Origin of the sequence: Bradyrhizobium sp. CCBAU 25338 (assembly GCF_028128965.1) — a bacterium.
In the GTDB taxonomy this organism is placed as follows: Bacteria; Pseudomonadota; Alphaproteobacteria; order Rhizobiales; family Xanthobacteraceae; genus Bradyrhizobium; species Bradyrhizobium liaoningense.
Map to the genome: position 1 here is coordinate 284,428 of NZ_LFKY01000035.1, position 26,583 is coordinate 311,010.

Genomic DNA, 26,583 nt, shown 5'->3' on the forward strand with positions numbered 1-26,583 from the left:
ATGACGGCGTGTGCGGTTACGGCTTACCCAGAGCCGCCAGCACTTCCTTCGCCGCCCGCTCGCCACTGTCCCGCGCGCCATGCGCCGTCGTGAAGAAAGTCGGCGATGTCGCTTCTCCCGCGAAGAACAGCCGGGCATCCACCGGTGCGGCCAGCACTGCGCGATCCCCCGCGTGACCCGGTAGCGCATGCGAATAGGAGCCTCTCGCAAGCGGATCATGCGCCCAGCGCGACTCGTAGAGTGGCCTCAGCTTGCGCCTGATCTCGTTGCCGAGGAAGCCGGCGATCTCGTCGATGCTCTGCGCGGCAATGGCGCCGTCGCCGGCCTCTTCCAGCTCGCGCGCAAAGCTGCCGCCGAAGAAGCCCTCGATGCAGGGCTGGCCGAAGGGGCGGATGTGGTAGGTGCCCATGTCGGTCCGCATGGTGGCGCCACGCAGATTGGCCTCCTTCGGAAAGGCTTCGGCGTCATCGAGCGCCAGCGTCACCTTGTCGTCGACGCCCAGCGGCAGGCCGGCTGCGGCCTCGACCTTGGCGGGGAGCGGCGGCGAGAGGCGGATCGCCTCCTCGGCGATCAGATTGGTCGGTACGGTGACGATCGCCTTGGCCGCGGTCAGCGTGCCCTGCGACGTCTCTAGGCGTAGGCGCTTGTCGGAGTGGTCGATCAGCGTAACGTTGCAGTTCAGCGCCACCGGGCAGGGTGCCCCATACGCTGCAACCAGCGCGCCATAGCCGCGGCGGACGCGCCAGTTGAGGCCAGTATCCTCATAGGCGTCCCAGTCCAGCGTGGACATGTCCTTGAGTTCGCAGCCGTTGATGTAGGTCGAGATCGCGTCGATCATGGGATTCCAGCGATTGCCGGCCTCGAGGCTCAGGCTCGCGGGTTCGTCCCTGCCCTTTTGCGCGGCGTCCCACAGGCGCTCATAGAACGCGTCCATCGCGCGCATGAAATCGTCGCGCTCGGCTTGCGGGAAAGCGTTGCCGAAGGCGCGCTCGCGCCAGGGCGGCAGGTCCTTGTTGAGCTCGAAATCGAGCTGTCGCGCGATCGGAACGTAGGAATTCTTGTCCGCGGAGTGAAGCCAGCCGCAGCCGACGTCGAACGTCACCTCGGGCGAGGCCTGCACGGTCCAGGCCCGGCCGCCGAGCCGGTCACGGGCCTCCAGCACGATCACGGAGAGGCCGGAGCCCGCCAGCGCATGCGCCGCGCCAAGGCCGGCGGCACCGGCACCGATGATCGCGACGTCGACGGAGGAGGGGAGGGAGGTCATGGGCGGGCTCTAGCACGTTCGCGAAGAGTGCTGAAGCCAGTCAAGTATGCAGCTCTCGTGTCCCGGACGCGCTGCAGCGCGTAGCGGTGCGGCGCCGGGACCCAGGTGATGCGTGGGTGCTGAGAGTATCTGGGCCCCGGCTCGGCAGTGCACCACTATCGTGTTGCGCTGCGTCCGGGGCACGAGAGAACGATGGCCTTACGCCACGGCTTCCTTGGCCTTTTCCGCGCGCTTGCGCTCGTTCGGGTCGAGGTGCTTCTTGCGCAGGCGGATCGACTTCGGGGTCACCTCGACGAGCTCGTCGTCCTCGATATAGGCGAGGGCCTTTTCCAGAGTCATGCGGATCGGCGGGGTCAGGCGCACCGCTTCGTCCTTCGAGGTCGTGCGGATGTTGGTGAGCTGCTTGCCCTTGAGCACGTTGATCTCGAGATCGTTGTCGCGGGTGTGCTCGCCGACGATCATGCCTTTGTAGACCTTCCAGCCCGGCTCGATCATCATCGGGCCGCGGTCTTCCAGCTTGAACATGGCGTAGGCCACCGCCTCGCCCTGGTCGTTCGAGATCAGGACGCCGTTGCGGCGGCCCTGGATCTCGCCCTTGTAGGGGGCGTAGCCGTGGAAAAGGCGGTTCATGATCGCGGTGCCGCGGGTATCGGTGAGCAGCTCGCCCTGATAGCCGATCAGGCCGCGGGTCGGCGCGTAGAACACCAGACGCAGGCGGTTGCCGCCGGACGGCTTCATCTCGATCAGCTCGGCCTTGCGCTCGCTCATCTTCTGCACGACGACGCCGGAATGCTCCTCGTCGACGTCGATCACGACCTCCTCGATCGGCTCCATGGTGGCGCCGGTGGCCTCGTCCTTCTGGAACACCACGCGCGGGCGCGACACCGAGAGCTCGAACCCTTCGCGGCGCATGGTCTCGATCAGGATCGCGAGCTGCAATTCGCCGCGACCCGAGACTTCCATCGCGTCCTTGTCGGCAGCTTCGACCACACGCAGCGCGACGTTGCCCTCGGCTTCGCGCAACAGACGGTCGCGGATCATGCGGCTCGTCACCTTGTCGCCTTCGGTGCCGGCGAGCGGGGAGTTGTTGACGATGAACGACATCGACACGGTCGGCGGATCGATCGGCTGCGCCGGCAGCGGCACGTCGACGGTCGGATCGCAGAAGGTATCGGCGACGGTGCCCTTGGTCAGGCCGGCGATGGCGACGATGTCGCCGGCTTCGGCTTCATCGAGCGGCGTGCGCTCCAGGCCGCGGAACGCCAGGATCTTGGTGATGCGTCCGGACTCCACCAGCTTGCCGTCGGCGTTCAGCACCTTGACCTGCTGGTTCGGCTTCAGCGTGCCGGAAGAGATGCGGCCGGTGATGATGCGGCCGAGATAGGGGTTGGCTTCGAGGATGGTGCCGATCATCCGGAACGGACCTTCCTCGACCTTCGGCGCCGCGACGTGGCGCAGGATCAGGTCGAACAGCGGCTCCATGCCCTTGTCCTTCGGACCCTCCGGGCTCTCGGCCATCCAGCCCTGCTTGGCCGACCCGTACAGGATCGGGAAGTCGAGCTGCTCCTCGCTGGCGTCGAGCGCGGCGAACAGGTCGAACACCTCGTTGATGACCTCGGTCGGGCGCGCGTCGGGGCGGTCGACCTTGTTGATGACGACGATCGGCTTGAGACCGACCTTGAGCGCCTTGGAGACCACGAACTTGGTCTGCGGCAGCGGGCCTTCGGCGGCGTCGACCAGCACCAGGGCGCCGTCCACCATGTTGAGGATGCGCTCGACCTCGCCGCCGAAATCGGCGTGGCCGGGCGTGTCGACGATGTTGATGCGGGTGTCCTTCCACTGCACCGAGGCCGCCTTGGCCAGAATGGTGATGCCGCGCTCGCGCTCCAGGTCGTTGGAGTCCATGGCGCGATCCGTCACCTTCTGGTTTTCGCGGAACGTGCCGGACTGCTGGAGGAGCTTGTCGACGAGGGTTGTCTTGCCGTGGTCGACGTGGGCGATGATGGCGACGTTACGAAGGTTCATGAGTGAGCTTCTTTGCGGTCGAACAATGGGTTAAGCGCGATCTCGCCGGTCGGACCGGGACCTCTTCTCGAAACAACGCTGGAAGACTGGAAACAGGGCGCTTTGCGCCCAAAAAGGAAACCCGGCCATATCAGACCGGGCGCCCTGCGCGTTGCGGCGCAATATATGCAAAAACGGCCAAAAAACAATGTGTTCTTTGGCCGTTGGTTGACTGAATTTTGTCCGGGAATCTCCGGGGCTTAGGCGCCTGGACGGACTTGACCGCGCCGTCCCTTGATGGCCGCCCAGATCAGGGCGACCCCGCCGATGCCCACGACCAGGCCCAGGAACACCAAAGGCGCGATGTCGGAGGCGATGCTGCCATCCTCGAACACCGACATTCCGCCGAACAGCAGCGCACAGACACCCGGCAGCAGCAGGATGATCCCGAAGATCGCCATGAGCGCGGTCAGGCAGCCGCTGCGCTTTTGCGTCGGCGGAGGCGGCGGCGGAACGGGAGGCGCGGGCGGCGGTGTGTCGCTGATGCTCATGCCTGCAAAACTCCTTCGCTCGCCTGAGCGGCCAACCCGGCGCGGATGCCGTCGATCTGTCCGTTCCGATAGAACAAATTGTAGGTGTCGAACGGAATGATCGCGCCCTGCTCCGTCACGAAATGGATGCAGCTGCGCTTGACGTTGCCGACGCAGAAATTGAAGCGGTCGAGGAATTGCACGATGGTGACGCGGAAGACGTTTTCGTAAGTGAGGCCCTGTGGCACCTCGAAGCTCGGCAGGCAGCACAAGAGTTCGCAGACGCGCTTGGAAGTGTTGAGCGGGCCCGACGACAGCGAGAACAGATCGACGAATTTCTCCCGCAGCATCGGATATTTTTCCGGGCTGATGGTGTTGGGCATCACCGCAACCAGCTGCTCCTGCGGGATCAGTGAGGTCAGCGGCAGCACCTTCTCGCCGTTGCGCAGGCCGTAGCCGATCGAGATGCTTTCAGGGTTGCAGGGCAGCGGGATCATGTCCTTGTCGCCGAACACGCCGGTCTCGATCACGCGCCTGCGAATCTCCGACAGCATGATGCGGTCGGTGGCCTTGTCGAAATTCTCGTTGCGCCCGGCATCCTGCACCGGCTGCAGCGTGACGCCGCGCACGCACTTCCAAGTCAGCGCGTGGCGCACGATGTCGCCGATCTCGGCGTCGTTGACGCCGCGCTTGATGGTCGCGACCAGCGTGGTCGACACGCCATAATGCTCGAGATTTTCCAGCGCCTGCTGGCGGATTTTTCGCAAATCCGCGCCGCGCAGATCGATCAGCGCATCGCGCTGAAGCGAATCGAACTGGAGATAGACCTCCAGCCCGCGCTTGTTCTCGGCGAGCCGCGCCACAAAATCCTTCTCGCGGGCGATGCGCAGGCCGTTGGTGTTGATCATGACGTGGCGGATCGGGCGGGCGCGCACCGCGTCCAGGATCTCGAAGAAATCAGGATGCAACGTCGGCTCGCCGCCGGAAATCTGCACGAGATCCGGCTCGCCTTCGCTCGCGACCAGCGCGTCGAGCATCTTCTCCACCGTCGGGAGCGGGGTGAATTTCGTGCGTACCGGCGAGGATTCGGCAAAGCAGACCGGGCAGGTGAGGTTGCAGTGCTCGGTGATCTCGATCAGCGCCAGGCAGGAATGCTGCTCGTGGTCGGGACAGAGGCCGCAATCATAGGGGCAGCCGAATTCCGTGCGGTGCTGGACTTGCAGCGGCCGGTCGCCCGGCTTGATGAAATCCTTGCACAGCCGCCAATAGGCAGCGTCCGTCGACACCAGCGTCGACTGAACGCCGTGCTCCTTGCAGCGCTTTTCGTACCAGACCTCGTTGCCAGAAATCTGGATCTTGGTCGGCACCAGCTTCAGGCAGGTCTCGCAAAGGGATTGGGTCTGGCCCCAGAAGATGTAGGGACGCGACTTACGCAACGGCGCGTTCATGCAGGGATCTCGCTTTGGCCGCCGTCGCCAGCATGAATGCGGCGTAGAGCAGGATGGACAGCGACAGCAGGTGAAACAGCGTGAAAGGACCGATCAGCGTGCCGTAGGGCTTGAGGAATTCCCATAGGAAGCGCTGCGCTCCATAATAGGCGAGAACGAGGTGGAAACCATTGGTGATCGCAAAGGCGTTTCGGTTCAAGGCCGCCACGACATAGAGGATCGCGAAGACCGCCATGGCTGCGCTCTCGTAGAGCTGCACGGGATGGCGAAGGACGCCGTCGCCGAAATCATGGCCGAAAGGCAGCGCCGTCGGCGTGCCGTAGGTGAAGTCTTCGAGGCCCGCGAAGTAGCATCCGAGGCGGCCGATCGCGATGCCGAGCGCCAGCGGCAGCGCAAACCGGGCTCCGGTTCGTATCGCAATCCCTGCGGACCATTTGTAGAGCTCGATCGCCACGATGCCGCCGGCCAGCGCGCCCTCGACCGAGCGCGCAATGCCGCTCTGACCCGACAGCCACAGATTGGCAGAGCCGAACAGATAGGCGCCAATGCCGGCGCCGAACACCAGCGCAGCGATATAGGGCAGCTCGAAGGATTGCGCCGGAAACTGCAAGCCCTGTCGCGCCAGCCAGTAGACGGCCGCTGCGGCCGCCAGCCACGCCGCGATGTCGAAGAGAGTGTGAAGGAAAGCCCCGCTCATGCGGGGAAGAGTATAGCACGATCACGCTCCAAACAGCGCGCCGCGCATTTTCGTGCTCTCTCCTTTGCGGGGGGAGAAGGAAAGAGACCCGGTCGCTATCCGGCCTCCCGCTCCTCGGTTGGATAGACGCCGCGCAGCACCTCCTCGAAATGCATCTTCACGGCATCATTGCACAGGCAGGCGCGCAGCTTCAGGCCATCGCGGCTGAGAACCAGGATCGAACCGCGCCTTGTGTCGAGTATCCGCTCCGCCTTGAATGACTGAAGCACGCGGCTGGCATAGCTGCGCCCGACCCCGAGCAGCGTCGCGAGCTGTTCGTGGGTCAGCGGCACACTGGTCTCGTCACCGGTCCGCTCCATCGCCGCCAAAATCCATTTGGCGGTACGCTGTTCAATCGAATGGATCGCGTTGCAGGCGGTCGACTGGAAGATCTGGGCCAGCATGCAATCGGCATAGCGGGCAAAGATGTTGCGCAGCGACGCCGAGCGCAGCTTGGCCGCTTCCAGCTTGGCAACGTGAACGCGCGCAAACGGTCCGCCGAATTTCACGCAGATCCGGGTATAGGCCGGCAGGAATCCCTCGCTGACGATGCCGCCCACCGCGCCTTCGCGGCCGACCAGAATGGTTTCGACGTCGCGGCCGTCCTCGTTGGGGACGAGGAAGGTCGCGAGCGACGGCCCGCAGGGGAAGTGGACGACCTGCACGTCATCGCCGGGATTGTAGAGCAATTGGCCCGCTGCGGAGTCTTCGACAGTCACGTGCGGCGCAAGCAGCCCGTAGTCGGCCTGGCTCAAGCGCCGCAGCAGATTGTTGGCCGGCCGGCTCTCGACCTCGGTGACCTTGCCGATACGCGCATCCATCGTGAAACTCCCGTCCGTCCTCCCACCTTAGCGAGTTCCGTGCATCCCCTGTGTGCACAAGTGGACAGACTGAACAACGATGATGTGGTGAGTTTCGTTCCGGGAACCCTCCGATGCGCTACGCGCAGGCATCGTGTCGCGGCAGTCCTGATCCTAAAACCCCAACGCAAGATGCGATCATGGCACCCGCACTTTCCAACGGCTCAGGCTGGCCGGCCGATGTTCTGATCGTCGAGGACGATCCGATCATCGCAATCGATTTCGAGGACCGTCTGCTCGGATTTGGCGTGACCGGCGTGCGGACCGTCGGTTCGGTGACGCTGGCGCTGGACGCCATTGCGAAGCGCACGCCCGACTTCGCGCTGCTCGATGTCGAGCTGATCCGCGAGACCAGCTTTGCGATCGCCGAGCGGCTGACCGCGCTGAAGGTTCCGTTCGTTTTCGTCACCGGCTATGGCGCCGAGGCGCGCATTCCGCCCGCATTGGCGGGCCGGCCGCGGCTGCAGAAACCGTGTTCGAGCGATGCGCTGGAAGCGGCGCTTAAGCTACGCGCCGTGGGCTAAAGTGCGGTGAATTAAGTTTCGAGGTGAACCGAGCCCTGAGCGCGCATTGCTTCAACCAAATCCATCCTGACTTAACCATCAGCTTTGCTTCGGGTCGAGCGTGGTCGACCACAGCGCCACGTCGGCGCGGTCGCGCAGGGTCACCGTCATTTGGCCCGAGGCGCCGTCGATCTTGACGTGACCGAAGAACTGCATGCCCGCTGACGGCGGCAGGTTCTGGCTCTCCTTGCCCGGTGCCTTGATGAAGCGAACCTCGGGGCCAAAGGTGTTGTCGAGCGCGTTCGGACCGAACGTACCGGCGTGCAGCGGACCCGACACGAATTCCCAGAACGGCTCGAACTCCTGGAATTGCGCCTTGTTCGGATCGTAATAATGCGCGGCGGCGTAATGCACGTCCGCGGTCAGCCATACCGTGTTGGTGATCGGCGCCATCTTGATGAAGCGGAGGATGTCGGCGATCTCGAACTCGCGGCCACGCACCGGACCGTCGCCCTGCGCAATGGCCTCCGAGCCACCCTTCGGCGTGTCCGAGACAATCAGGCTGATCGGCATGTCGGACGCGATCACTTTCCATGTCGCGCGCGAATTCAAGAGGCCGCGCTTGAGCCAGGCGATCTGGTCCGGCCCGAGGAAGTAGCTGGCGGGGCCGTAAGCGGTCTCGAGATTGGGCCCGTTCGGGCCACGATAGCTGCGCTCGTCGAGCACGAACACGTCGAGATGCGGGCCGTAGGCGATCTGGCGATAGACCCGGCCGGGCTCCACAATGCTTTCCCGCATCGGGTACATCTCGTGGAAGGCGCGCCCCGCGCGGGCCGCGAGCAGCGAGATGTCCCGCACCTTGTAGGCGGCCGGCAACTCCTTCGACAGCGACCAGTTGTTGGTCACCTCGTGGTCGTCCCACTGCACGAAGATCGGCACTTCGGCATTGAAGGCTCGGAGGTTCTCGTCGGTGAGATTGTATTTGTGCGCGGCGCGGTACTCGTCCAGCGTCTCCGCGACCTTGGCCTTCTCCGGGATCGTGACGTTCCTCCAGACCTTGTCATCGGGGAGCTTCACCTCGGACTGGATGGGACCGTCGGCATAGATCGTGTCGCCGGAATGCAGGAAGAAATCCGGCCGGTGCTTGCGCATCGCCGAAAAGGTGAACATGCCGCCGTCATCGGGATTGATGCCCCAGCCCTGGCCGGCGACGTCGCCACCCCAGACGAAGCTGACGTCGCGGCGGTCGGCCGGCGCGGTGCGGAAGCGGCCGACCACCGGCTCGCCCTCGACCGCGCTGTGGGAGAGATCGCGGAAGCGGACGCGGTAAAAGATGTCCTGGCCGCCCGGCAAATTCTCCAGCAGCATTTTTGCCGTGAAGTCGCTCTCGGGCAGCGCCGCGATCGGCGGCAGCGCACGGGCATCCCTGAACGTATCAGTCGTCGCCACCTCGACCAGCATCTGTGCCGGCCGGTCGGTACGCGCCCACACCACACCGCCATCGACCGTGACGTCGCCAGACTGCACGCCATGAGTGACCGCCGGACGATCGGCCGCGCGCGAGAGATACGGCATTGCCGTCGTGCCGAGCGCACCGGCGCTGGTGGCGAGGAAGCGGCGGCGGGAGAATTTGATGTTCATGAAGATGGCTCGCTGTGTTGCGCGCATCTCGCGCTGTCATTCCGGAGCGCGCGAAGCGCGAATCCGGAATCTCGAGATTCCCCGGTGCGCAATTGCGCACCTGTGGTCTGGTCCTTCGGACCATCCCGGAATGACAGTGGGAGCTATATCGAGACAATGTGACGCAGCCATTACGCAGGCAAGCGCCTACGCGTTGCCGGCGGCCCTGAACTGCGCGCCGGCGCGCTGCAGGTTCTGCGGCAAGCTCATCAGCAACGCCTTGCGGTCGGCGACCGCAGAGTGGAACTGGTCGAGTGCGATGTTGAAGGCGGTGAGCGCGCCTTCCTCGATCGCGCCGTGATCGTAGCAGCGCAGCGTATCGCGCAGGATGTCGTCAGCCTCGGTCTGCATCTGGTCGAGCTCTTCGGCCGTCTCGCATTTGCGCGCAGCGGCGATCATGTCGAGCAGGCGCTCGCGCTGATGATTGTTGCTGTCGCGCTCGTCCTTCTTCAGGTACCCGGCGAACCAGGCGCCGATCGAGCCCATGGCGGAAAGCGCCATCAGGCTCCACCAGATGTAATCGCTGTATTTGTCGAGGAAGGTCTTTTCCTCGCCGTCGACGAAGGCGGCCGCACCTGGATGCACCGGGATCACCGCATCCTTGTCGGTATCAGGCGTTTCGATCTTCGCCGCGAGCGGGAATTCCGTGACCAGTTGCTGGCGCACGGCGAAGAGCTGGCGCGTGAACGCCGCAATGGTGGTTTCGGCCACGCCTTTCCGCGCCACGATGTGGTGCGAAAAGCTGATGGTCTTCACCTCGTCCTCCGGGCGAGCAGGCGAGCCACCATAGGTGCCGGCGGGGATCTCGGACGCTTCGTAGACCGGATGGTTCTGCGCGATCGCATCCGCCGAATCGATCGCGAGGAAGGTGGGCGCGCCGAAATCCTTGGTGGAGGCGGCGATCGCATCCGACGTGATCTTGCTGTTGACGGGGCCGGCCGCGAGATAGACGTCGGCCTTCTGCGCCTTGATCGCCTCGGCGGCTTCGTTCGCCGGGAATTGCACGATCTCGACCTTGGCGGGATCGATGCCGTACTGCTGGAGGATCACCTTGAGCAGATTGACGTTGGCCTGGGTGCGGCCGACGACGCCGACGCGATGGCCGGCGAGCTGTGCGATCCTGGTGATCTTCGGGCCCCGCTTCTTGCCTTTGGCCGGCACGGACCACAGCACCACGACGTTCTTGCGCAGGGTCGCGACCGCCTGCGCGTTCTTGGGCACGTCGACGTCGCCGCGCACGATGGCGAGATCGACCTTGCCTTCCGCGAGCGCGTCGGCGCTGGCCGTGGCGCCGTCGGTCTGGAACGGGCGCAGCCGTACCTGACCCTTGGTCTGGGTGAAGGCCTGCGTCAGCGCCTGCACGACCTTGATGTCATCGCTGTTGGCTGGGCCGACCGCGATCTTGAGCGTCACCGGACGCATCGCGAAGTAATAGCCGCCGGCGAGCGCGCCGACGATCGCAAGCACGAGCGCCAGAGACACGAGCGCCGTCTTCCGCGCCGCCGATCGCGGCGAAGGCGGAGGGGGCGCTTCGGCCAGGTCCAATCCCCCGGTCATCGATCTCCCAAACAGGCGCTTCAGGCTCAGTTTCATCTTGGCCGGCGATCTACCGTTGCAATTGTAGCAAATTTCCTTGTCCGGAGGGGTTACATCTCCGTCATGGTTAGCGGACGCAGGAAATCCCGTATGAACCCGGGCGCCGGCGCGGTGTTAGAGTAAAGTTCCCCAAAAAGGACGGAGATGACCATGGTAGAACGGCTCTCGGCGGACGAGCGCAGGCAGGCGCTGGGCGGACTACCGGGCTGGACCGAGGCCCAGGGCCGCGACGCCATCGGGAAAACTTTCGTCTTCAGGGATTTCAACGAGGCGTTCGGCTTCATGACCCGCGCCGCGCTGGTCGCCGAGAAGATGGATCACCACCCCGAATGGCGCAACGTCTACAAGACGGTGGAGGTGGTGCTGTCGACCCACGACGCCGGCGGCGTCACCACGCGCGACATCGCGCTGGCCAAGGCGATGAATACCATCGCAGGCTGACATCGAGCTGACGTCTTGCAGGGATCGGCCGCATCCCCATCTTGTGATCAGCCGGGACGGGACGACCCTCCGCCTCCGGCAGAACGGGGAGTTTTTGAGCATGGCTGCCGAGCATAGCGTCGGCTTCGAGCCGGCCGATCGGCTCGCGGAAGATCGCGAAAGCGTGCGCCGTCGCTTCTGGCGCAAGCTGAAGCGTGTCGCCGCGCACCTGCCGTTCGCGGAAGACCTGCTTGCCGCCTATTACTGCGCGTTCGACCGGCAGACGCCGCGCCACGTCCAGGCCTCGTTGCTCGGGGCGATCGCCTACTTCATCCTGCCGCTCGACTTCGTCGCGGACGTGATGCCGATCCTCGGCTTCGCCGATGACGCCGCTGTGCTCGCCACTGCCATCCGCATGGTCGCCAGCCACATCACGAACGAGCATCGCGAGGCCGCCCGTGCCGCGCTGAAGCGCGGGGTGGAGGAGGCGGAAGAAGAAGCGGAAGCTTAGGCGCGCTCACCGCGAGCGCGCAGTCATTCCCCGCGACCCGGCTACGCCAAGGCTTCGCCGGGGTTGAGGTCCAGGGGCGCCGAAGCTTTAGCGAAGGCGGCAAGCGGGAATCCAGCACGCCGCGGCCTCTCGGTTCAGTCACTGACGTCACGGAGTACTGGATCGCCCGCCTTCGCGGGCGATGACAGTGAGTGTGTGGCGTGCAGGTCGCGACAAACGCGCTTCCGCCACAACATCCTCACGGATGCAGGATCACCTTGCCCATCGCCTGACGTCCCGCGAGCACCTTCAGCGCGTCCGCGGTCTGGGCCAGCGGGAAGATGCGATCGACATGCGATGAGATCTTGCCCTCCGCCGTCCACTTCACGAGCTTTTCCAGATTGGCGCGGTTCTTGGCCGGGTTGAGTCGGGTCCAGGCGCCCCAGAACACGCCGCGGATGTCGCAGCCTTTCAGCAGCGCGAGGTTCAGCGGCATCTTGGGGATGTCGCCGGCGGCAAAGCCGATGACGAGGAAGCGGCCTTCCCATGCGATCGAGCGCAGCGCCTGCTCCGCATAGGCGCCGCCGACCGGATCGAAGATGATGTCGACGCCCTTGCCGCCGGTGAGCTTGCGCAGGCCTTCCTTCAGATCTTCCTTGGCGTAGTTCAGCGTCAGCTCGGCACCATGCGCTTTCGCGAATTCCAGCTTCTCGTCCGACGAGGCGCAGGCGATCACCTTCAGGCCCATCAGCTTGCCGAGCTCGCAGGCGGCGAGGCCGGTGCCGCCGGCCGCGCCGAGCACCGCGAGCGTCTCGCCGGGCTTCGGGCTCGCGCGATCTTCCAGCGCATGCAGCGCGGTGCCGTAGATGATGATGATGCCGGCCGCGCGGTCGTAGTCGAGATTGTCGGGGATCTTCACGATCGATGCCGCAGGCAGCGCGATCTTCTCGCGCGCGCCGTTGTGGCCGCAGGAGGCGACGACGCGGTCGCCGACTTTCAGATCGGTCACGCCCGGGCCGACGCTCTCGATCACGCCGGCGACCTCCGCAGCCGGCGAGAACGGGAACGGCGGCTTGATCTGGTACTTGCCCTGAATCATCAGGATGTCGAAGAAGTTCAGCGCCGCCGCCTTGATCGCGATCACGGCTTCGCCGGGACCCGCCACCGGATCCGGCACCTCGGCCAGAACGAGATCGTCGGGCTGGCAATATTGCGAGCAGAGGATGGCTTTCATGGCAGCACCTGAGGCGTTTCGAGTGGAATTATAGTTGGCCCGTTTCTGCCGGATTTAGTGCGGCCCGACAATCCGGATTCTTTGCTGGACGCAATGTTCGGCCTATCCTCGCCATTGCGAGCCACCGGGGCCGCGCTGCGCGCGGACCCGGTGGCTCGCAATGACTGAGTGTGTGGCAACAGCGAGGATTCAAACGATGTTTGAAACGGGCCTGCTCAAGAACAAGCGCATCCTCGTCACCGGCGGTGGCTCGGGTCTTGGCGCGGCGATGGGCCGTCGCTTCCTCGCGCTCGGTGCAGAGATCGTGATTTGCGGCCGCAAGCTCGACCGGCTGGAAGCAACGGCGCGCGAGATGCGCGAGCAGACGGGTGGCAAGGTCACGACGATCACCTGCGATATTCGCGACGGCGCGGCCGTCGACAGCATGATGGATCAGATCTGGCGCGAGGCGCCGCTCGACATCCTCGTCAACAATGCCGCCGCGACCTTCATCGCACAGAGCGAGCATCTCTCCTTCCGCGCCGCGGATGCGATCCTGGCGCCGACGCTGCATGGCGCGATGTATTGCACGCTCGCCGCCGGCCGGCGCTGGATCGCGGGCAAGCATGGCGGCGTCGTGCTGTCGATCCTCTCGACCTCCACCATCACCGGCCGCGCCTTCACGGTTCCGTCGGCGATGGCGAAGTCCGCCCTGCTGGCGATGACCAAGAGCCTTGCGGTGGAGTGGGGCCCGAAGGGCATCCGCACCGTCGCGATCGCGCCCGGTCCGTTTCCGACCGCCGGGGCGTCCGGGCAGCTCCGCCCCGAGGGCCGCGACGAAGGCTGGACCGCGCGCAACCCGCTGGGGCGGACCGGCGAGCATAGCGAGCTTGCCGATCTCGCCAGCTTCCTGGTCTCCGACCGTGCCGGCTACATCAATGGCGAGATGGTGGCGATCGACGGCGGCGCGCATTTGCGCAGTTCCGGCGCCGAGGATTTGCTTGGCTGGACCGAGGCGCAATGGGCCGAGCAACGCGCCGCGCGATCCAGGGCCTAGCCGCAGCCGATACAGCTAACTGCCTTCCCAAATTGGACTTTCCCGGCTATCCCTGCCCGGGGACAAAGCGCAGTCGGGCCATCTTCCAGTCACAATATTGAGGGAACCACTCCGAGCATGTGGCGGGTGCTGATTTTAGCTTTGATGACTGGCGTCATGGCCGGGGGAATCGCCGATTCCGCGCGGGCGCAGACGGCGCAACCTGCGCCCAAGTCTGCTCCAAAAGAGTCTGCTCCAAAAGAGGCGACCCCGAAGCCGGCGGCGTCGCCGGCCCATACGACCGCAAAGGGGGCTTCGAAGCCCGAGAGCAAACCGGCGGCCTCGCCCGCGGCGGTTGCGGGTGGCGCTGAGCCGACCTTGATCGGGCAGTTCGGCACCTGGGGGGCCTATGCGGCGACGCCCAATGGCAAGAAGGTCTGCTTCGCGCTGGCCAAGCCTTCGTCGTCGAAGACCAATCCGCCGAATCGGCCGCGTGATCCCGCCTATGCGTTCGTCTCGACCCGGCCGGCGGAGAAGGTCAACAACGAAGTCTCGGTCATGATCGGCTACGCGCTGAAGCCGGGCTCGGAATCGACCGTCGAGGTCGGCGGCGCCTCCTTCGCGATGTACACGCAGGGAGACGGCCTCTGGATCAAGAACGCGGCCGAGGAGGAGCGGATGGTCGAAGCCATGCGCAAATCCGCCGACCTCGTGGTCAAGGGCGTCTCGGCCAAGGGCACGGAGACGACCGACACCTTCTCGCTGAAGGGCCTCGCCCAGGCGCTCGACAAGATCGCCCAGGACTGCAAGCGGTAAGGCTAGGCAACGGCCACGGTCGCAATCGGCAGTTCCGATTGCTATATAGAGGCGGTTCCACAATTTCGGTCGTCATGGCCGGGCTTGACCCGGCCATCCACGCGCAACCGCGATTGACGAAAGACGTGGATGCCCGGGTCAAGCCCGGGCATGACGAATTCAAACAGCAGTAATCCCAGGTCCTTTCGATGCAACCCACGACCGAGCCGCACAACGCAACCCTGGTGGAGAAGACTCCGCTCGAAACCTATGTGCCGCCGGCAAAACCGTCGCTGATCGGCCTGTCGCGCACCGAGCTTGCCGATCGCCTCGGCGAGATCGGCGTCGCTCCGGCCCAGCGCAAGATGCGCGTGCAGCAGCTGTGGCACTGGATCTATTTCCGCGGCGCCCAGAGCTTCGAGGAGATGACCTCGATCTCCAAAGGCATTCGCGCCGATCTCGCACAGCATTTCACGGTCGACCGGCCCGAGGTCGTGGCCGAGCAAATCTCCAACGATGGCACCCGCAAATGGCTGCTGCGGCTGCCGAGCGGCGACAATGTCCAGAAGGCGCATGAAGTCGAATGCGTCTACATCCCCGAGACCGACCGCGGCACGCTGTGCGTCTCCTCGCAGGTCGGCTGCACGCTGAACTGTTCCTTCTGCCACACCGGCACGCAGCGCCTGGTGCGCAATCTCACCGCCGGCGAGATCGTCGGACAGGTGATGGTCGCGCGCGATCGCCTGAACGACTGGGCCGATCGCGAGGACGGCACGCGCCGCGTCACCAACATCGTGATGATGGGCATGGGCGAGCCGCTCTACAATTTCGATGCGGTGCGCGATGCGCTGCTGATCGTCGGCGACAACGAAGGCATCGGCATCTCCCGTCGCCGCATCACCCTGTCCACCTCCGGCGTGGTGCCGAACATCGTGCGCGCCGGCGAGGAGATCGGCGTCATGCTCGCGATCTCGCTGCATGCGGTGCGCGACGAGCTGCGCAACGAGCTGGTGCCGCTCAACCGCAAATATCCGATCAAGGAGCTCTTGCAGGCCTGCCGCGACTATCCCGGCGCCTCGAACGCGCGCCGCATCACCTTCGAATATGTGATGCTCAAGGGCGTCAACGATTCGCTCGACGATGCCAAGCTGCTGGTGAAGATGCTCAAGGGCATTCACGCCAAGATCAACCTGATCCCGTTCAATCCCTGGCCCGGCACCGCCTATGAATGCTCGGACTGGGACCAGATCGAGAAATTCTCCGAATACATCTTCAACGCCGGCTATTCCTCGCCGGTGCGCACCCCGCGGGGCCGCGACATCCTCGCCGCCTGCGGCCAGCTCAAGTCCGAGACCGAAAAGCTCAGCGCTCGCGAACGTCAGGCGCTCCGCGCCATGGCGATGACGGATTGAGAATGGCGACTGTCTCCACGCGCGTCGTGGCCGGGTCAAGCCCGGGCATGACGACCAGGGGCCTGGCGACTCTGCCAGTCACCAATTCGTTTGCGTCATGTCCCTGATCGGCCGCCTCGTCGTCATCTTCATCGGCTTCCTCGCCGCCTGCTTCGTCGGCGGCATGATCGTCGTCGTCGCGCTGCTGTTTCCGGAATTCGCCGATCTCGGCGCCGGTCCCGTCGATCAGGGCACGATCGACATCCTGCTCGGCTTCGGCTTCATTTTCGTCTCCGGCTTTGCGTTGGTGCCGGCGGCGGTGATCGTCGCGATCACCGAGGCGCTCTACATCCGCAGCGCGCTCGCCTACGCCGTCGGCGGCGGCGTCGTGGGGCTCGCCTGCTATCTCGGTCTCGTTCCCTTCCACGCTGACACCTTCCAGTTCGAGGGCATCGTGCGCCGTCACCTGGAGATCATGACCGGCGCCGGCATCGTTGCCGGCGTGGTCTACTGGCTGATCGCCGGCCGCAACGCCGGCGCCTGGCGCAATCCGCCGCCCGCGCGCCGTCCGCCTCCGCCGCTGCCATCACAGTCGCGGCCGGATGCGCGGTGATTTGCGCTGTCGTTCCGGGGCGATCTAACGCAATTGAGCGATTTCAGCAACTTAGCACTGTCACATCCGGCGCAGTCGTCTCGCTGAATTCCGCAAGGGAGTGTCACACGTTTAGGCCAGCGGCTCGGGCCTGATCGGTCGGCGCTGGCGGGGATCGATCCGCGAGACCCGCACGAATCGCCTATGATGGCCCCATGGAAGAACGACCGTATCTGCCCGGAGCAAAGCAAGGCCACGCGATTGAGCGAGGACCGTTCGTCCTCGACCTTTACCGGCTAATTTGTATGGTCTCGGCGTCCCGCATCGTGGCGAGGCATGGCCTCACCTCATCCACCATCGCCATGATGCAGGGAGGCTTCTTCAAGACTGAGGTGACGCGGATTTTGATCTCTTGCGCGGCTGGACTGCGCATCCGTTTTGATCAATCGCAAGGTCCAACAGACGAGCAGAAAGCAGATTGCGGAAAGCTGTTTCCAAACTGGGCAACCGATCCGAAAAAGGTCGAGGTACTTACGCTTCGCGAGGCCTGCAACAAGATCATTCATGCAACTGACATCCGGTTCGATGTCGTGATTCCGGATGCCGCCATCAATCCGGATGAGGAAGGCGCTTACTACCTGCCGCAGCTCTACCTGTACGGAAGCAAGGGGCGCAATGACTGGCGCGCCGAGCTGTCGTTGATCGACTTCGCAAGATGGGGCTCGGCGGCATTCAGATGGTTCGCCTTATAACGCTAGGGCGACGCGACTGCTCATGGGTTCACGACAACTCACAGGCCCGCACGTTGAACGACAGCAAGCAATTCGAGAAGTCGATAGATGAGCCCTTAAAGATCAAACGGGGCAATAGGCAATCGCTCAGCGGGAAGCAGGTTCATGCGATTGTTGCGCGGCGACTTCGTAGAATTGACAGGCTCAGCTTTCTGGAGAGCTTTGCCATGTTCATGGGCAAGGCCCAACTTGTCGAACTAGGACTGAAAAACCTCCTGACGAGCATGTATGGCTATGACGAAGAGAGGATCGAACGCTGGACGCTCGGGCGCGTGGTAAAAGAGTTGGGCGAGCGCGGGTTGCGGCAAGACTTCATCCAGTTGATGGAAGAGCTAAAGGAGCGACGCAACTACATTGCGCACGAAATGCTGGCCAATGACGCACTCCTGCGAAGATTGGCAGGAGTCGGCGCACACCGCCTTGCGTGGAAATCGCTGCGCCGTGGCCTGTATCTAGTAGAAGAGGCGATTGTGGTGCATGATTTCCTTTTTGGTGATGAATGAACAGCTCCAAGATCAAGATCCTGCTCGCGTTACTCCATGGGATAATAGGAAGTGAATGGACAAATGGCCGAAGAGAAGCCGGACGATAAGGATCTGAGCAGCATCCGTGAAGCAGCTTTCTTCGCAGCAACGCAGACCGGCATGTTCCCGTCGCCCAGAGCGTCACTGTTTCGCTACGTCAGCATGCGGTCACCGGAATCTTGGCAATTTCTTGAGAACACAGTTCTTGAAAGCAGACTAAGGCTCGCGACGCCGGATAGATTCAACGATCCGTTCGATAGCGACCCGTGCTACGTCAACGATGTCCCCATTGAAGAGCTATTGCGACGCGCCACGATCAAAGATGATCAGGGAAATGTCGTTAAGTCGACCAGCCAGATTCGCGGCCCTAACGGAACGCTCACGAAAGCTCAGATGGAGCTGTTGGTGCGGCAGGTTGTTGAAGAAGACACCAAACGAGCAAACAAGAAGAGATTCATTGCATCTTTCTGCCGCCGTATCTCGTCGCAGCTTCTATGGGCGCACTATGCTGATTCCTATCGGGGTATCGCTTATCATTTCGTCGCAAGGGGACCGACGATAAGTCCGATTAGTGAAGTGCGACCGGTCAAATACGAGCGACAACGACCTATCATTCTTCTAAGCGAATTACTTGATCGTTTCGCCCCCCCCCTCCGCAAGCAGAGACAACACAACAGCATCTCTCGTTTCTTCGTAGAGCTTACCTGACGAAGTCGATTGAATGGAGCTATGAGGAAGAGGAGCGCCTAATAGATGACCAAGCTGAAGTTATCTTTGATCCGCGAGAGCTTGCGTCGGTTATTGTTGGTCCGCGCTGTCCGCCCGACCATGTGGAGAGATTGAAGGAAATTGTTTCGCGTCGATCCAGAGCGTTGCCGATCTATCGCGCAAAGACCGCTGAATCGGATTATGCCATTGAGGTCGAGTGGTCGAAGGGTGCTATCTAGCTTACTCTGCGGCAGCAATCATGGTTCGCATTTCTCGGGAGTCAACTGCCGCATCTGCGGCAGTTGACTAATCCCATTTCCCAATAGGATTATTCCCAGCCACTGTTGTGCCGTCATGTGGGACGGTACGAGCTTGTTGGAGGCTGTCCCAATCACTGAGGATGCACGCTCACTCGGAGCGGCCAAGCTCGCTTGCGAGCAACACTTCGCGACTAGTGAAGCGCAGCAACGATTAGGCGCCATGATCGAGGCCGAGCGAAGGGAACGAGAACAAAAAAGTGTCACTCATCGCACCGTGTGACAGTGAGGACGACGGCGTGACAGAGCTAGGTGTTGATTTTGCTGAAGCTTTTCCTGTAGGTGAGTGTCACACTTCGCTTGGAGGCGATACGAAGCATCGAGCCTGGAGTCTCCAGATTCCCCGGTGCGCAATTCCGCACCTGTGGTCTGGTCCTTCGGACCATCCCGGAATGACGGCAAGGGTTTTCATCTCCGCACCACTCCGCTAAACCGCGCGCCATGAACCGGACTGGACTTTTCATCGCCCTGGCGCTGTGGCTCGTGATCGGCGTCGTCTTCGGCCTCTATCCCGAGCTCGATCTCAAGCTCGCCGCGCTGTTCTTCGACCCCGCGACCAAGACATTCCCGCTCAAGCTGAACGGCTGGGCCGGCTTCGCGCGTGACGCGGCGATGTGGATCGCCTGGGCGTTCGCGCTGCCGTCGATCGTCACGCTCGTGGTCAAGATGGTCCGGCCCGACCGGCCGCTAATGGTGCCGGGGCGCACCGTCATCTTCCTGCTGGTGACGCTGACCATGTCGGCCGGCATTCTGACCAACCTGACGTTCAAGACCTATTGGGGCCGTCCGCGTCCGGTGGTGGTGACCGAGTTTGCCGGCGATCAGCAGTTCGTGCCGTGGTGGGATCCGCGGGGCGGCTGCGGGCGCAACTGCTCGTTCTTCTCCGGCGAAGGGGCGACGGCCTTCTGGACGCTGGCGCCGGCCGCGCTGGCCCCGCCGGCGTGGCGGCCGCTCGCCTATGCCGCCGCCGTGGTGTTCGGCGCCTTGACCAGCGGGCTGCGCATGGCCTTCGGCGGCCACTTCTTCACCGACGTTTCCATCGCCGGCCTCGTCACCTTCGTCGTGATCTGGTTCGCTTACGCGCTGATCTACCGCTGGCCGCGGACGCGGTTTTCGGACGAGGCGGTCGATGGGGCCCTGACCCGGCTGAGCATGCCCGGCTACCGGCTCCGCCAGCGCCTGTTCGGCCGCAAGACCGGTCCCGAGCCGTCGGTTTAAGCGATTATAATGGGTGCCGAGCCCTGCGAAATTTGATATTCGCGCGGTCGAGTTCGCACCTTCACCAGCCCTTGAGACCCGATTGGAAGCCCCATGACCACGATCCTGAAAAGCCTGCCCAAGGGCGAGAAAGTCGGCATCGCGTTTTCGGGCGGCCTCGACACCAGCGCGGCGCTGCTCTGGATGAAGCAGAAGGGCGCGCGCTGCTACGCCTACACCGCCAATCTCGGCCAGCCGGACGAGGCCGACTACAACGAGATCCCGCGCAAGGCGATGGAGTTCGGTGCCGAGAAGGCGCGCCTGGTCGATTGCCGCACGCAGCTGGTCCATGAGGGCATCGCCGCGATCCAGTCCGGCGCCTTCCACATCTCCACCGGCGGCATCACCTATTTCAACACCACGCCTCTGGGGCGCGCGGTGACCGGCACGATGCTGGTCGCGGCGATGAAGGAGGACGGCGTCAACATCTGGGGCGACGGTTCGACTTTCAAGGGCAACGACATCGAGCGCTTCTACCGCTACGGCCTGCTCACCAATCCCGGCCTGAAAATCTACAAGCCCTGGCTCGACCAGCAGTTCATCGACGAGCTCGGCGGCCGCGCCGAGATGTCGGCGTTCATGACCGCCCAGGGCTTTGCCTACAAGATGAGCGCCGAGAAGGCGTATTCGACCGACAGCAATCTGCTCGGCGCCACCCACGAGGCCAAGGATCTCGAGAGCCTCGACAGCGGCATCAAGATCGTCAACCCCATCATGGGCGTGCCGTTCTGGCGCGACGACTGCGCCGTCAAGGCCGAGAAGGTCGTGGTGCGTTTCGAGGAAGGCCAGCCCACGGCGCTGAACGGCCAGACCTTCTCCGATCCCGTCGCGCTATTCCTCGAAGCCAACGCCATCGGCGGCCGCCACGGACTCGGCATGAGTGACCAGATCGAGAACCGCATCATCGAGGCCAAGAGCCGCGGCATCTACGAGGCGCCCGGCATGGCGCTCCTCCACATTGCCTACGAGCGCCTCGTCACCGGCATCCACAACGAGGACACTATCGAGCAGTACCGCATCAGCGGCATGCGCCTCGGCCGGCTGCTCTATCAGGGCCGCTGGTTCGACTCGCAGGCCCTGATGCTGCGCGAGACCGCGCAGCGCTGGGTCGCGCGCGCCGTCACCGGCGAAGTCACGCTCGAGCTGCGCCGCGGCAACGACTATTCGATCCTCAACACCGAGAGCCCCAACCTCACCTATGCGCCGGAGCGGCTCAGCATGGAGAAGGTGGAGGACGCCGCATTCACGCCGGCCGACCGCATCGGGCAGCTCACCATGCGCAACCTCGACATCGCCGACACCCGCACCAAGCTGAAGCTCTACAGCGACACCGGCCTGCTCTCGGGCAGCGAAGGCTCGCAGATCTTCCGCCTGGAGAGCGACAAGGGCTAGGCCTTCCGCCAGCCCGGATTGCGCTTTGCCCGATTCGGGCTGCGAATTTAATGACGGCGTCATTCTCGATCGCTACGCTTCCTGTTCCTGTCGGAAACCGGATTGCGGAGCATCGAGCATGGTCAGGGGATCGGCACTCGCCTCTCTCATCGTCCTCTGTTGGACATCGTCACTGTCGGCGCAGACGATCTATCCGATCGATCGTGCCGAGATCCTGGCCGGAGCCAAATTCGACTTCAAGGTCGAGCTTCCCGGGCCGGTCGATCCCGCCAGGTTGAAGGTGACGGTGAACGGTGCGGATTACGCGACCGCGTTCGGCCGTGCCGGGACCTTCATCGACCGCGAGGACGGCAAGGAGCAGTCGGCCCTGATCCTGCGCGACGTCACGCTGGCCAGGCCGGGCAGCGTCGTCGTGGACGTGAGCGACGGCATGGGCCAGCGCAGCGTCACGTGGACGGTCTACGACACGGGTCCGCGCAAGGCGAAGAACGTCATCCTGTTCGTCGGCGACGGGATGTCGCCTGCGCATCGGGTCGCAGCCCGAATCCTGTCCAAGGGGATTTCGGAGGGCAAGAGCCGCGGCAAGCTCGCCATCGACGACATGCCTCACATGGCGCTGGTGGCAACCGCCGGGTCGGATTCGATCATCACCGATTCCGCGAACGCGGCCAGCGCCTATGCGACCGGCCACAAGAGCGCCGTCAACGCCTTGGGGGTCTATGCGGATCGCAGCGCGAGCGCGTTCGACGATCCCCGGGTCGAGACCATCACCAGCCTTGCCAGGAGGCGGCACGGCATGGCGATCGGCGTCGTCACCAATACCGAGATCGAAGACGCGACCCCGGCGGCAATGGTTGCGCACACGCGCCGCCGTGCCGCCTATGACGAGATCGTCGAGCAGTTCTTTGCGGCGAAGCCGGACGTCCTGATGGGCGGCGGCAGCGCGAATTTTCTGCCGAGATCGGCCGCCGGCTCGAAACGCAAGGACGAGACCGACTACATCGCCAAGTTTCGCGATGCAGGCTATCAGGTCGCGACCACCGCGAGCGAGCTCGGCGCTCTCTCGGCAAAGCCCGAGACGGCTAGGCTGCTCGGCCTGTTCGCCACCGGCAACATGGACGGTGTGCTCGACCGCAAATTCCTGAAGGGCGGCGGCGTCAAGAAATTCCCTGAGCAACCCGACCTGACCGAGCAGGTGCAGGCAGCGCTGAACATCCTCTCAAAGAACGAGGCCGGCTTTTTCCTGATGGTCGAGTCCGGACTGATCGACAAATATGCGCATGCTCTCGACATGGAGCGCGCCGTCTACGATACGATCATGCTCGACAACGCGGTGCGCCAGACGCGCGAATGGGCGCGGGCGCGCGGCGACGACACCCTCATCCTGGTGCTGGCGGACCACAATCATCCCAACAGCCTTGTCGGCACGGTGAATGACGACATGGGCACCGTGCCCAACGTTCCCTTGCGCGAGCGCGTCGGAGTCTATGCGCAGGCCGGATTTCCCAACTATCCGGCCCCGGATGCGGAAGGTTATCCGGCACGCATCGACGTGAGCCGGCGGCTCGCCATCTTCTCGGCGAGCCTGCCGGATCACTACGAGACGTTCCGCCCGAAGCTCGACAGCCCCAACGAGCCGACCGTCAAGGCCGCCGCCGACGGGACCTTCAAGGCCAACGACAAATACAAGGACGTCCCGGGCGCGGTGCTGCGCCCCGGCAATCTCTCGGCGATGATCGGCGCCAGCGTGCATTCGGGCGAGGACGTCATCCTGACCGCGGCCGGTCCGGGCAGCGAGCGCGTGCACGGCTCGATGGACAATACCGAAGTGTTCCGTGTCATGGCCGACGCGTTGGGATTGGCTGCGGGGCAATGATGCAGAGGTTCGGACCGCGCACGATTGCACTCCTCCCGCAAACGGGCGCAGCAAGGCGGTCCGGCCTTGCCTCGCTCACGTCACATGCATTTCACGATGAGGGGGGTGGCGCGAAGACCAGCTTCACGCAGCTGCGGAAGAGCAGGATCTGCCGCTCCAGCCGCTTCGGATCGTTGAGTGTCTTCGACATGATGATCGCGCCGTCGACCACGCACGAGATCATCTCTGCGAGATCGTCGAGGTCCACCGGCTCGCGGGGTGGATAGACTGCGGCGATGCCGTCGAAAATCTCGCGGAAGTGCGCATTCCAGGCCCGGACCGATTGCGCGGTCAGGTCGCGAACCTCGCGGTCGAACAGGCGCTCCTGATAGCAGATGCTGGCGATCAGGCACCCGGGATGGCCGTTGGGCAGATCGGCCATGACCTCGGCCAGCAGCTTCAGCGAGATCAGGAATGATTGCAGCGGATCGTCCGAGAGCTCACGCCCTCGCTGGAAGATCTCCTCGAACAGGCGATCGTTCGTCTCCACATAGCGGCGCAGCATCTCCCGCGCGAGCGCGTTCTTGTCCCTGAAGTGATAGAAGAATCCGCTCTTGGTCAGTCCGGCCTCGGCGATGACCTCGTCGATCGAGGTCGCTCCGAAGCCCTTCGCGAGCACCGCCGCTTCCGCGATCTCGAGAATGCGCTCGCGCGTCGCTTCGCCTTTTCCCATCGATGCCTCCAAAACCGTACCAACGGTGCGGAATTTGCCGCGTGGGCAAGCGTGCCGGGCCGAGCGCCTCACGCAAGTCTTTGATTTGTATCTGTTTGCGGGAGGAAGTTCAGCCGCACCATCAGGCCTCTAGAGCGGCGCGACATTATGCGGCACCACTTGCTCCGAGACCGAAGGCGGGCATGACGCGACCGAACGAAGGAAGCGGTCCGTGCGAATGATGGAGCGATCAATGGCCAGGTACAGACACGCCCTGCCGCAGCACCGCGGCGGCATTTTCCTGACGGATGGCGGCATGGAAACCACCCTGATCTTTCACCACGGGCTGGAGCTGCCGCACTTCGCCGCATTCGTGCTGCTGGACAGCGCGGATGGTCGCGCGCATCTGAAGCGGTACTACGAAGCCTATCTTCGCATCGCGCGACAGCATGGACTCGGCTTTGTGCTCGACAGTCCGACTTGGCGCGCCAACCCTGATTGGGGCGGCAAGCTCGGCTACGATGCGGCCGGGCTCGAGGCCGTCAACATGGGCGCCATTCGCTTTCTCGACGAATTGCGCGGCACATGGGAATCGCCTCGCACGCCATGCGTGATCAACGGTGCGATCGGTCCGCGTGGCGACGGCTACAAGGCCGGCAACATGGACGCGGCCGAGGCGGAGGTCTACCACTCGGCCCAGATCGCAGCCTTCGCCGAGGCGGGCGCCGACATGGTAACTGCATTCACGCTGAACAGCATCAAGGAAGCCGTCGGCGTGGTGCGTGCAGCCAGGACGCAGGACATTCCGGTCGCGATCTCCTTCACGGTCGAGACCGATGGCCGCCTCGTCAGGGGCGAGTCGTTGCGCGAGGCGATCGAATCGGTTGACGACGCAACGGAGCGCGCATGCGAGTATTTCCTGATCAACTGCGCGCATCCGACCCATTTTGACAGCGCACTTGCGGCCGGCGAACCGTGGGTCCAGCGCATCCACGGCATCAGGGCCAACGCGTCGACCAAGAGTCATGCCGAGCTCGACGAGTCGGAGACGCTCGACAGCGGCGATCCCGTCGATCTCGGCCGCCGTTACCTCTCGCTCAGGCGCGCGTTTCCGCAAATGCGGCTTCTCGGCGGCTGTTGCGGCACCGATCACCGGCACGTCGCGGCCGTTTGCGAGGCCTGCCTGCCGCCAGAAGCGATGAGTGCGTGATACATTGCAAAATGAAATGGCCGGGATCGCTCCCGGCCATTTGCGTTTGTGGCTTGTGCCTCAGCGCGGCGGCGCAGTGCCGGGCGGGGGCGGCGGCAGCGAGGCCTGGCCGCCGTTGAGCAGCGGCGTGATGCGGCGGACCGTGACGCGCCGGTTGATCACGCTCGGTCCTTGCGTCTGCTCCTTCAGATACTGCTCGCCGTAGCCTTGCGACGTCAGGTTCTCCGCCGGGACACCGAACTGCTGCGTCAGCAATTCAGCCGCGGACTGCGCACGACGGTCCGACAATGACAGATTGTCGACCTCGTTGCCGACCGCGTCGGTGTGCCCCTCGATCAGGAACACCTCGCGCGGGTTGCGCTGGATCGCACGGTTGAGGCCGTCGGCGATCGCCTGCAGCCGGGCCGCCTGGTCCGGCGGGATGGTCCACGATCCCGTCTCGAAGTTGATCGTGTTGACGTCGATGCTCGGCATCTGCATGCGAACATTGGGGCTGTAGCGGATTTCGTCGAGCGAGTAGCGCCGATCGATCCGCTGCACCGGCGGTGCCTCCATGGTCTCGTAGATCAGGTCCGGCGAGGCATCCTCGGCATCGACGATGTAGCGATCATAAGGCATGTTGACGACCGGCGGCGGCAGGTCGACATAGAAGCCACCGACCGACCGCGGATCGCGATAGGTGTTGTCGATGATGATGACCTCGCGCCCAGCGGGGTCTCTTCGGATGCGCCGCATCAGCCGGCCGTCGGTGCCTACCACGGTGATGATCTCGCTGCCGTCGGGACGGATCACGACGGTGCGGGTTTCGCCGCCGACGGTGTCGGTGCGGATGTCGCGGGCGCCATAGCGGAAGCGATAGAGATCGTTGCCGCGGACATAGGCCTGTCCGCCCGGATCGCGGACGATGATGCGGTCCGGCTCGGTGTAGACGGTGCGGCCGCCTTCGACGGTCTCGCGGCGCTGGTTATGGAGATCGGCGATGGTGGCACCGATCACGGCGCCGGCCACCACGCCCGCACCAACTGCGAGCGGCGTCAGGTCACGCTGCGGCGGACGCGGCGGAGGCGGCAGCGGTGCTGCAACCGTGGGAGCGGCCCGGAAGGCCGGCGTCACCGTGGGCGGGGCGTATTGCGCCCGGTTCGGCGGCGGCGCTGCGGCCGGCGTGCCGGGAACGACCGTTGGCGCCGCAGCGCCGGCCGGAGGCGCCGGTGGGCGGGCCGGAGCGCCAGCCTGCGGTGACGCGGGCGGCGTACCACCTT

Annotated in this window: 25 protein-coding genes; 14 read left to right on the forward strand and 11 right to left on the reverse strand. The window is 64.1% G+C overall.

Annotated features, from left to right (window positions below; translation table 11 throughout):
- Positions 1-16: 16 nt before the first annotated feature.
- From ACM42_RS16585 to ACM42_RS16610, 6 genes are all read right to left on the reverse strand, one after another.
- Positions 17-1,264, reverse strand: coding sequence for a flavin monoamine oxidase family protein (locus ACM42_RS16585; protein ID WP_271528945.1), 1,248 nt, complete (start codon positions 1,262-1,264; stop codon positions 17-19).
- 198 nt (positions 1,265-1,462) lie between these two features.
- On the reverse strand, positions 1,463-3,289 hold the full coding sequence (gene typA, locus ACM42_RS16590; protein WP_271528947.1) for a translational GTPase TypA: 1,827 nt from the start codon (positions 3,287-3,289) through the stop codon (positions 1,463-1,465).
- 239 nt (positions 3,290-3,528) lie between these two features.
- Complete coding sequence (locus ACM42_RS16595; protein ID WP_271528948.1) at positions 3,529-3,819, reverse strand: hypothetical protein; 291 nt, start codon at positions 3,817-3,819, stop codon at positions 3,529-3,531.
- On the reverse strand, positions 3,816-5,246 hold the full coding sequence (locus ACM42_RS16600) for a radical SAM protein (protein ID WP_271528949.1): 1,431 nt from the start codon (positions 5,244-5,246) through the stop codon (positions 3,816-3,818). The genes ACM42_RS16595 and ACM42_RS16600 overlap by 4 nt, the downstream gene beginning before the upstream one ends.
- The gene (locus ACM42_RS16605) at positions 5,227-5,943 is read right to left on the reverse strand and encodes a prolipoprotein diacylglyceryl transferase family protein (protein WP_271528950.1); all 717 of its coding nucleotides are present in this window, start codon (positions 5,941-5,943) and stop codon (positions 5,227-5,229) included. Before ACM42_RS16605 ends, ACM42_RS16600 begins: the two co-directional genes overlap by 20 nt.
- A 95-nt stretch (positions 5,944-6,038) precedes the next feature.
- Positions 6,039-6,803 (reverse strand): Crp/Fnr family transcriptional regulator, encoded by a 765-nt coding sequence (locus tag ACM42_RS16610; protein ID WP_028180009.1) that lies wholly within the window; start codon positions 6,801-6,803, stop codon positions 6,039-6,041.
- A 179-nt stretch (positions 6,804-6,982) separates the two neighbouring features.
- On the opposite strand from ACM42_RS16610, the gene ACM42_RS16615 reads away from it, so the two are divergent.
- Positions 6,983-7,366, forward strand: coding sequence for a response regulator (locus ACM42_RS16615; protein WP_271528952.1), 384 nt, complete (start codon positions 6,983-6,985; stop codon positions 7,364-7,366).
- A gap of 78 nt (positions 7,367-7,444) precedes the next feature.
- On the opposite strand, the gene ACM42_RS16620 is transcribed toward ACM42_RS16615, so the two are convergent.
- Together ACM42_RS16620 and ACM42_RS16625 are read right to left on the reverse strand one after the other, a co-directional pair.
- Positions 7,445-8,986 (reverse strand): alkaline phosphatase D family protein, encoded by a 1,542-nt coding sequence (locus tag ACM42_RS16620; RefSeq protein ID WP_271528953.1) that lies wholly within the window; start codon positions 8,984-8,986, stop codon positions 7,445-7,447.
- Between the two features lie 186 nt (positions 8,987-9,172).
- Complete coding sequence (locus ACM42_RS16625) at positions 9,173-10,618, reverse strand: TAXI family TRAP transporter solute-binding subunit (protein WP_271528954.1); 1,446 nt, start codon at positions 10,616-10,618, stop codon at positions 9,173-9,175.
- A gap of 153 nt (positions 10,619-10,771) precedes the next feature.
- Here ACM42_RS16625 and ACM42_RS16630 point away from each other — a divergent pair, with 153 nt between their 5' ends.
- On the forward strand, positions 10,772-11,062 hold the full coding sequence (locus tag ACM42_RS16630; protein ID WP_271528955.1) for a 4a-hydroxytetrahydrobiopterin dehydratase: 291 nt from the start codon (positions 10,772-10,774) through the stop codon (positions 11,060-11,062).
- Positions 11,063-11,162: 100 nt separating this feature from the next.
- Positions 11,163-11,552, forward strand: a complete 390-nt coding sequence (locus tag ACM42_RS16635; RefSeq protein ID WP_271528956.1) for a YkvA family protein — start codon at positions 11,163-11,165, stop codon at positions 11,550-11,552.
- Between the two features lie 238 nt (positions 11,553-11,790).
- Here the strand turns inward: ACM42_RS16635 and ACM42_RS16640 are convergent, their stop codons facing one another.
- Positions 11,791-12,765 carry an NADPH:quinone oxidoreductase family protein gene (locus tag ACM42_RS16640; protein ID WP_271528957.1) on the reverse strand — a complete coding sequence of 325 codons (975 nt, stop codon included), beginning with the start codon at positions 12,763-12,765 and terminating at the stop codon, positions 11,791-11,793.
- Positions 12,766-12,961: 196 nt separating this feature from the next.
- On the opposite strand from ACM42_RS16640, the gene ACM42_RS16645 reads away from it, so the two are divergent.
- The 10 genes from ACM42_RS16645 (at position 12,962) to ACM42_RS16690 (ending at position 23,423) form a co-directional block, all read left to right on the forward strand.
- Positions 12,962-13,801, forward strand: a complete 840-nt coding sequence (locus ACM42_RS16645; RefSeq protein WP_271528958.1) for an SDR family oxidoreductase — start codon at positions 12,962-12,964, stop codon at positions 13,799-13,801.
- A gap of 117 nt (positions 13,802-13,918) precedes the next feature.
- A complete protein-coding gene (locus ACM42_RS16650) occupies positions 13,919-14,596 on the forward strand; it encodes an invasion associated locus B family protein (RefSeq protein WP_271528960.1) in 678 nt (225 codons plus the stop codon).
- Between the two features lie 188 nt (positions 14,597-14,784).
- The gene (gene rlmN / locus ACM42_RS16655) at positions 14,785-15,987 is read left to right on the forward strand and encodes a 23S rRNA (adenine(2503)-C(2))-methyltransferase RlmN (protein ID WP_271528961.1); all 1,203 of its coding nucleotides are present in this window, start codon (positions 14,785-14,787) and stop codon (positions 15,985-15,987) included.
- Between the two features lie 97 nt (positions 15,988-16,084).
- The gene (locus ACM42_RS16660) at positions 16,085-16,579 is read left to right on the forward strand and encodes a hypothetical protein (protein ID WP_271528962.1); all 495 of its coding nucleotides are present in this window, start codon (positions 16,085-16,087) and stop codon (positions 16,577-16,579) included.
- A 194-nt stretch (positions 16,580-16,773) separates the two neighbouring features.
- Complete coding sequence (locus ACM42_RS16665; protein ID WP_271528963.1) at positions 16,774-17,310, forward strand: hypothetical protein; 537 nt, start codon at positions 16,774-16,776, stop codon at positions 17,308-17,310.
- Between the two features lie 53 nt (positions 17,311-17,363).
- Positions 17,364-17,852, forward strand: a complete 489-nt coding sequence (locus tag ACM42_RS16670; RefSeq protein WP_271528965.1) for a hypothetical protein — start codon at positions 17,364-17,366, stop codon at positions 17,850-17,852.
- Positions 17,853-17,915: 63 nt separating this feature from the next.
- A complete protein-coding gene (locus tag ACM42_RS16675; RefSeq protein WP_271528966.1) occupies positions 17,916-18,581 on the forward strand; it encodes a hypothetical protein in 666 nt (221 codons plus the stop codon).
- 758 nt (positions 18,582-19,339) lie between these two features.
- Positions 19,340-20,116, forward strand: coding sequence for a phosphatase PAP2 family protein (locus tag ACM42_RS16680; RefSeq protein ID WP_271528967.1), 777 nt, complete (start codon positions 19,340-19,342; stop codon positions 20,114-20,116).
- Between the two features lie 93 nt (positions 20,117-20,209).
- Positions 20,210-21,547 (forward strand): argininosuccinate synthase, encoded by a 1,338-nt coding sequence (gene argG, locus ACM42_RS16685; RefSeq protein ID WP_131874242.1) that lies wholly within the window; start codon positions 20,210-20,212, stop codon positions 21,545-21,547.
- A 118-nt stretch (positions 21,548-21,665) separates the two neighbouring features.
- Positions 21,666-23,423, forward strand: coding sequence for an alkaline phosphatase (locus tag ACM42_RS16690; protein ID WP_271528970.1), 1,758 nt, complete (start codon positions 21,666-21,668; stop codon positions 23,421-23,423).
- A 91-nt stretch (positions 23,424-23,514) separates the two neighbouring features.
- Here the strand turns inward: ACM42_RS16690 and ACM42_RS16695 are convergent, their stop codons facing one another.
- Positions 23,515-24,135, reverse strand: a complete 621-nt coding sequence (locus ACM42_RS16695; RefSeq protein ID WP_271528972.1) for a TetR/AcrR family transcriptional regulator — start codon at positions 24,133-24,135, stop codon at positions 23,515-23,517.
- A 232-nt stretch (positions 24,136-24,367) separates the two neighbouring features.
- On the opposite strand from ACM42_RS16695, the gene ACM42_RS16700 reads away from it, so the two are divergent.
- Positions 24,368-25,324 carry a homocysteine S-methyltransferase family protein gene (locus ACM42_RS16700; RefSeq protein WP_271528973.1) on the forward strand — a complete coding sequence of 319 codons (957 nt, stop codon included), beginning with the start codon at positions 24,368-24,370 and terminating at the stop codon, positions 25,322-25,324.
- 60 nt (positions 25,325-25,384) lie between these two features.
- On the opposite strand, the gene ACM42_RS16705 is transcribed toward ACM42_RS16700, so the two are convergent.
- Positions 25,385-26,583 (reverse strand): OmpA family protein (locus ACM42_RS16705; protein ID WP_271528974.1); only part of this gene is annotated, 1,199 nt, incomplete at its 5' end.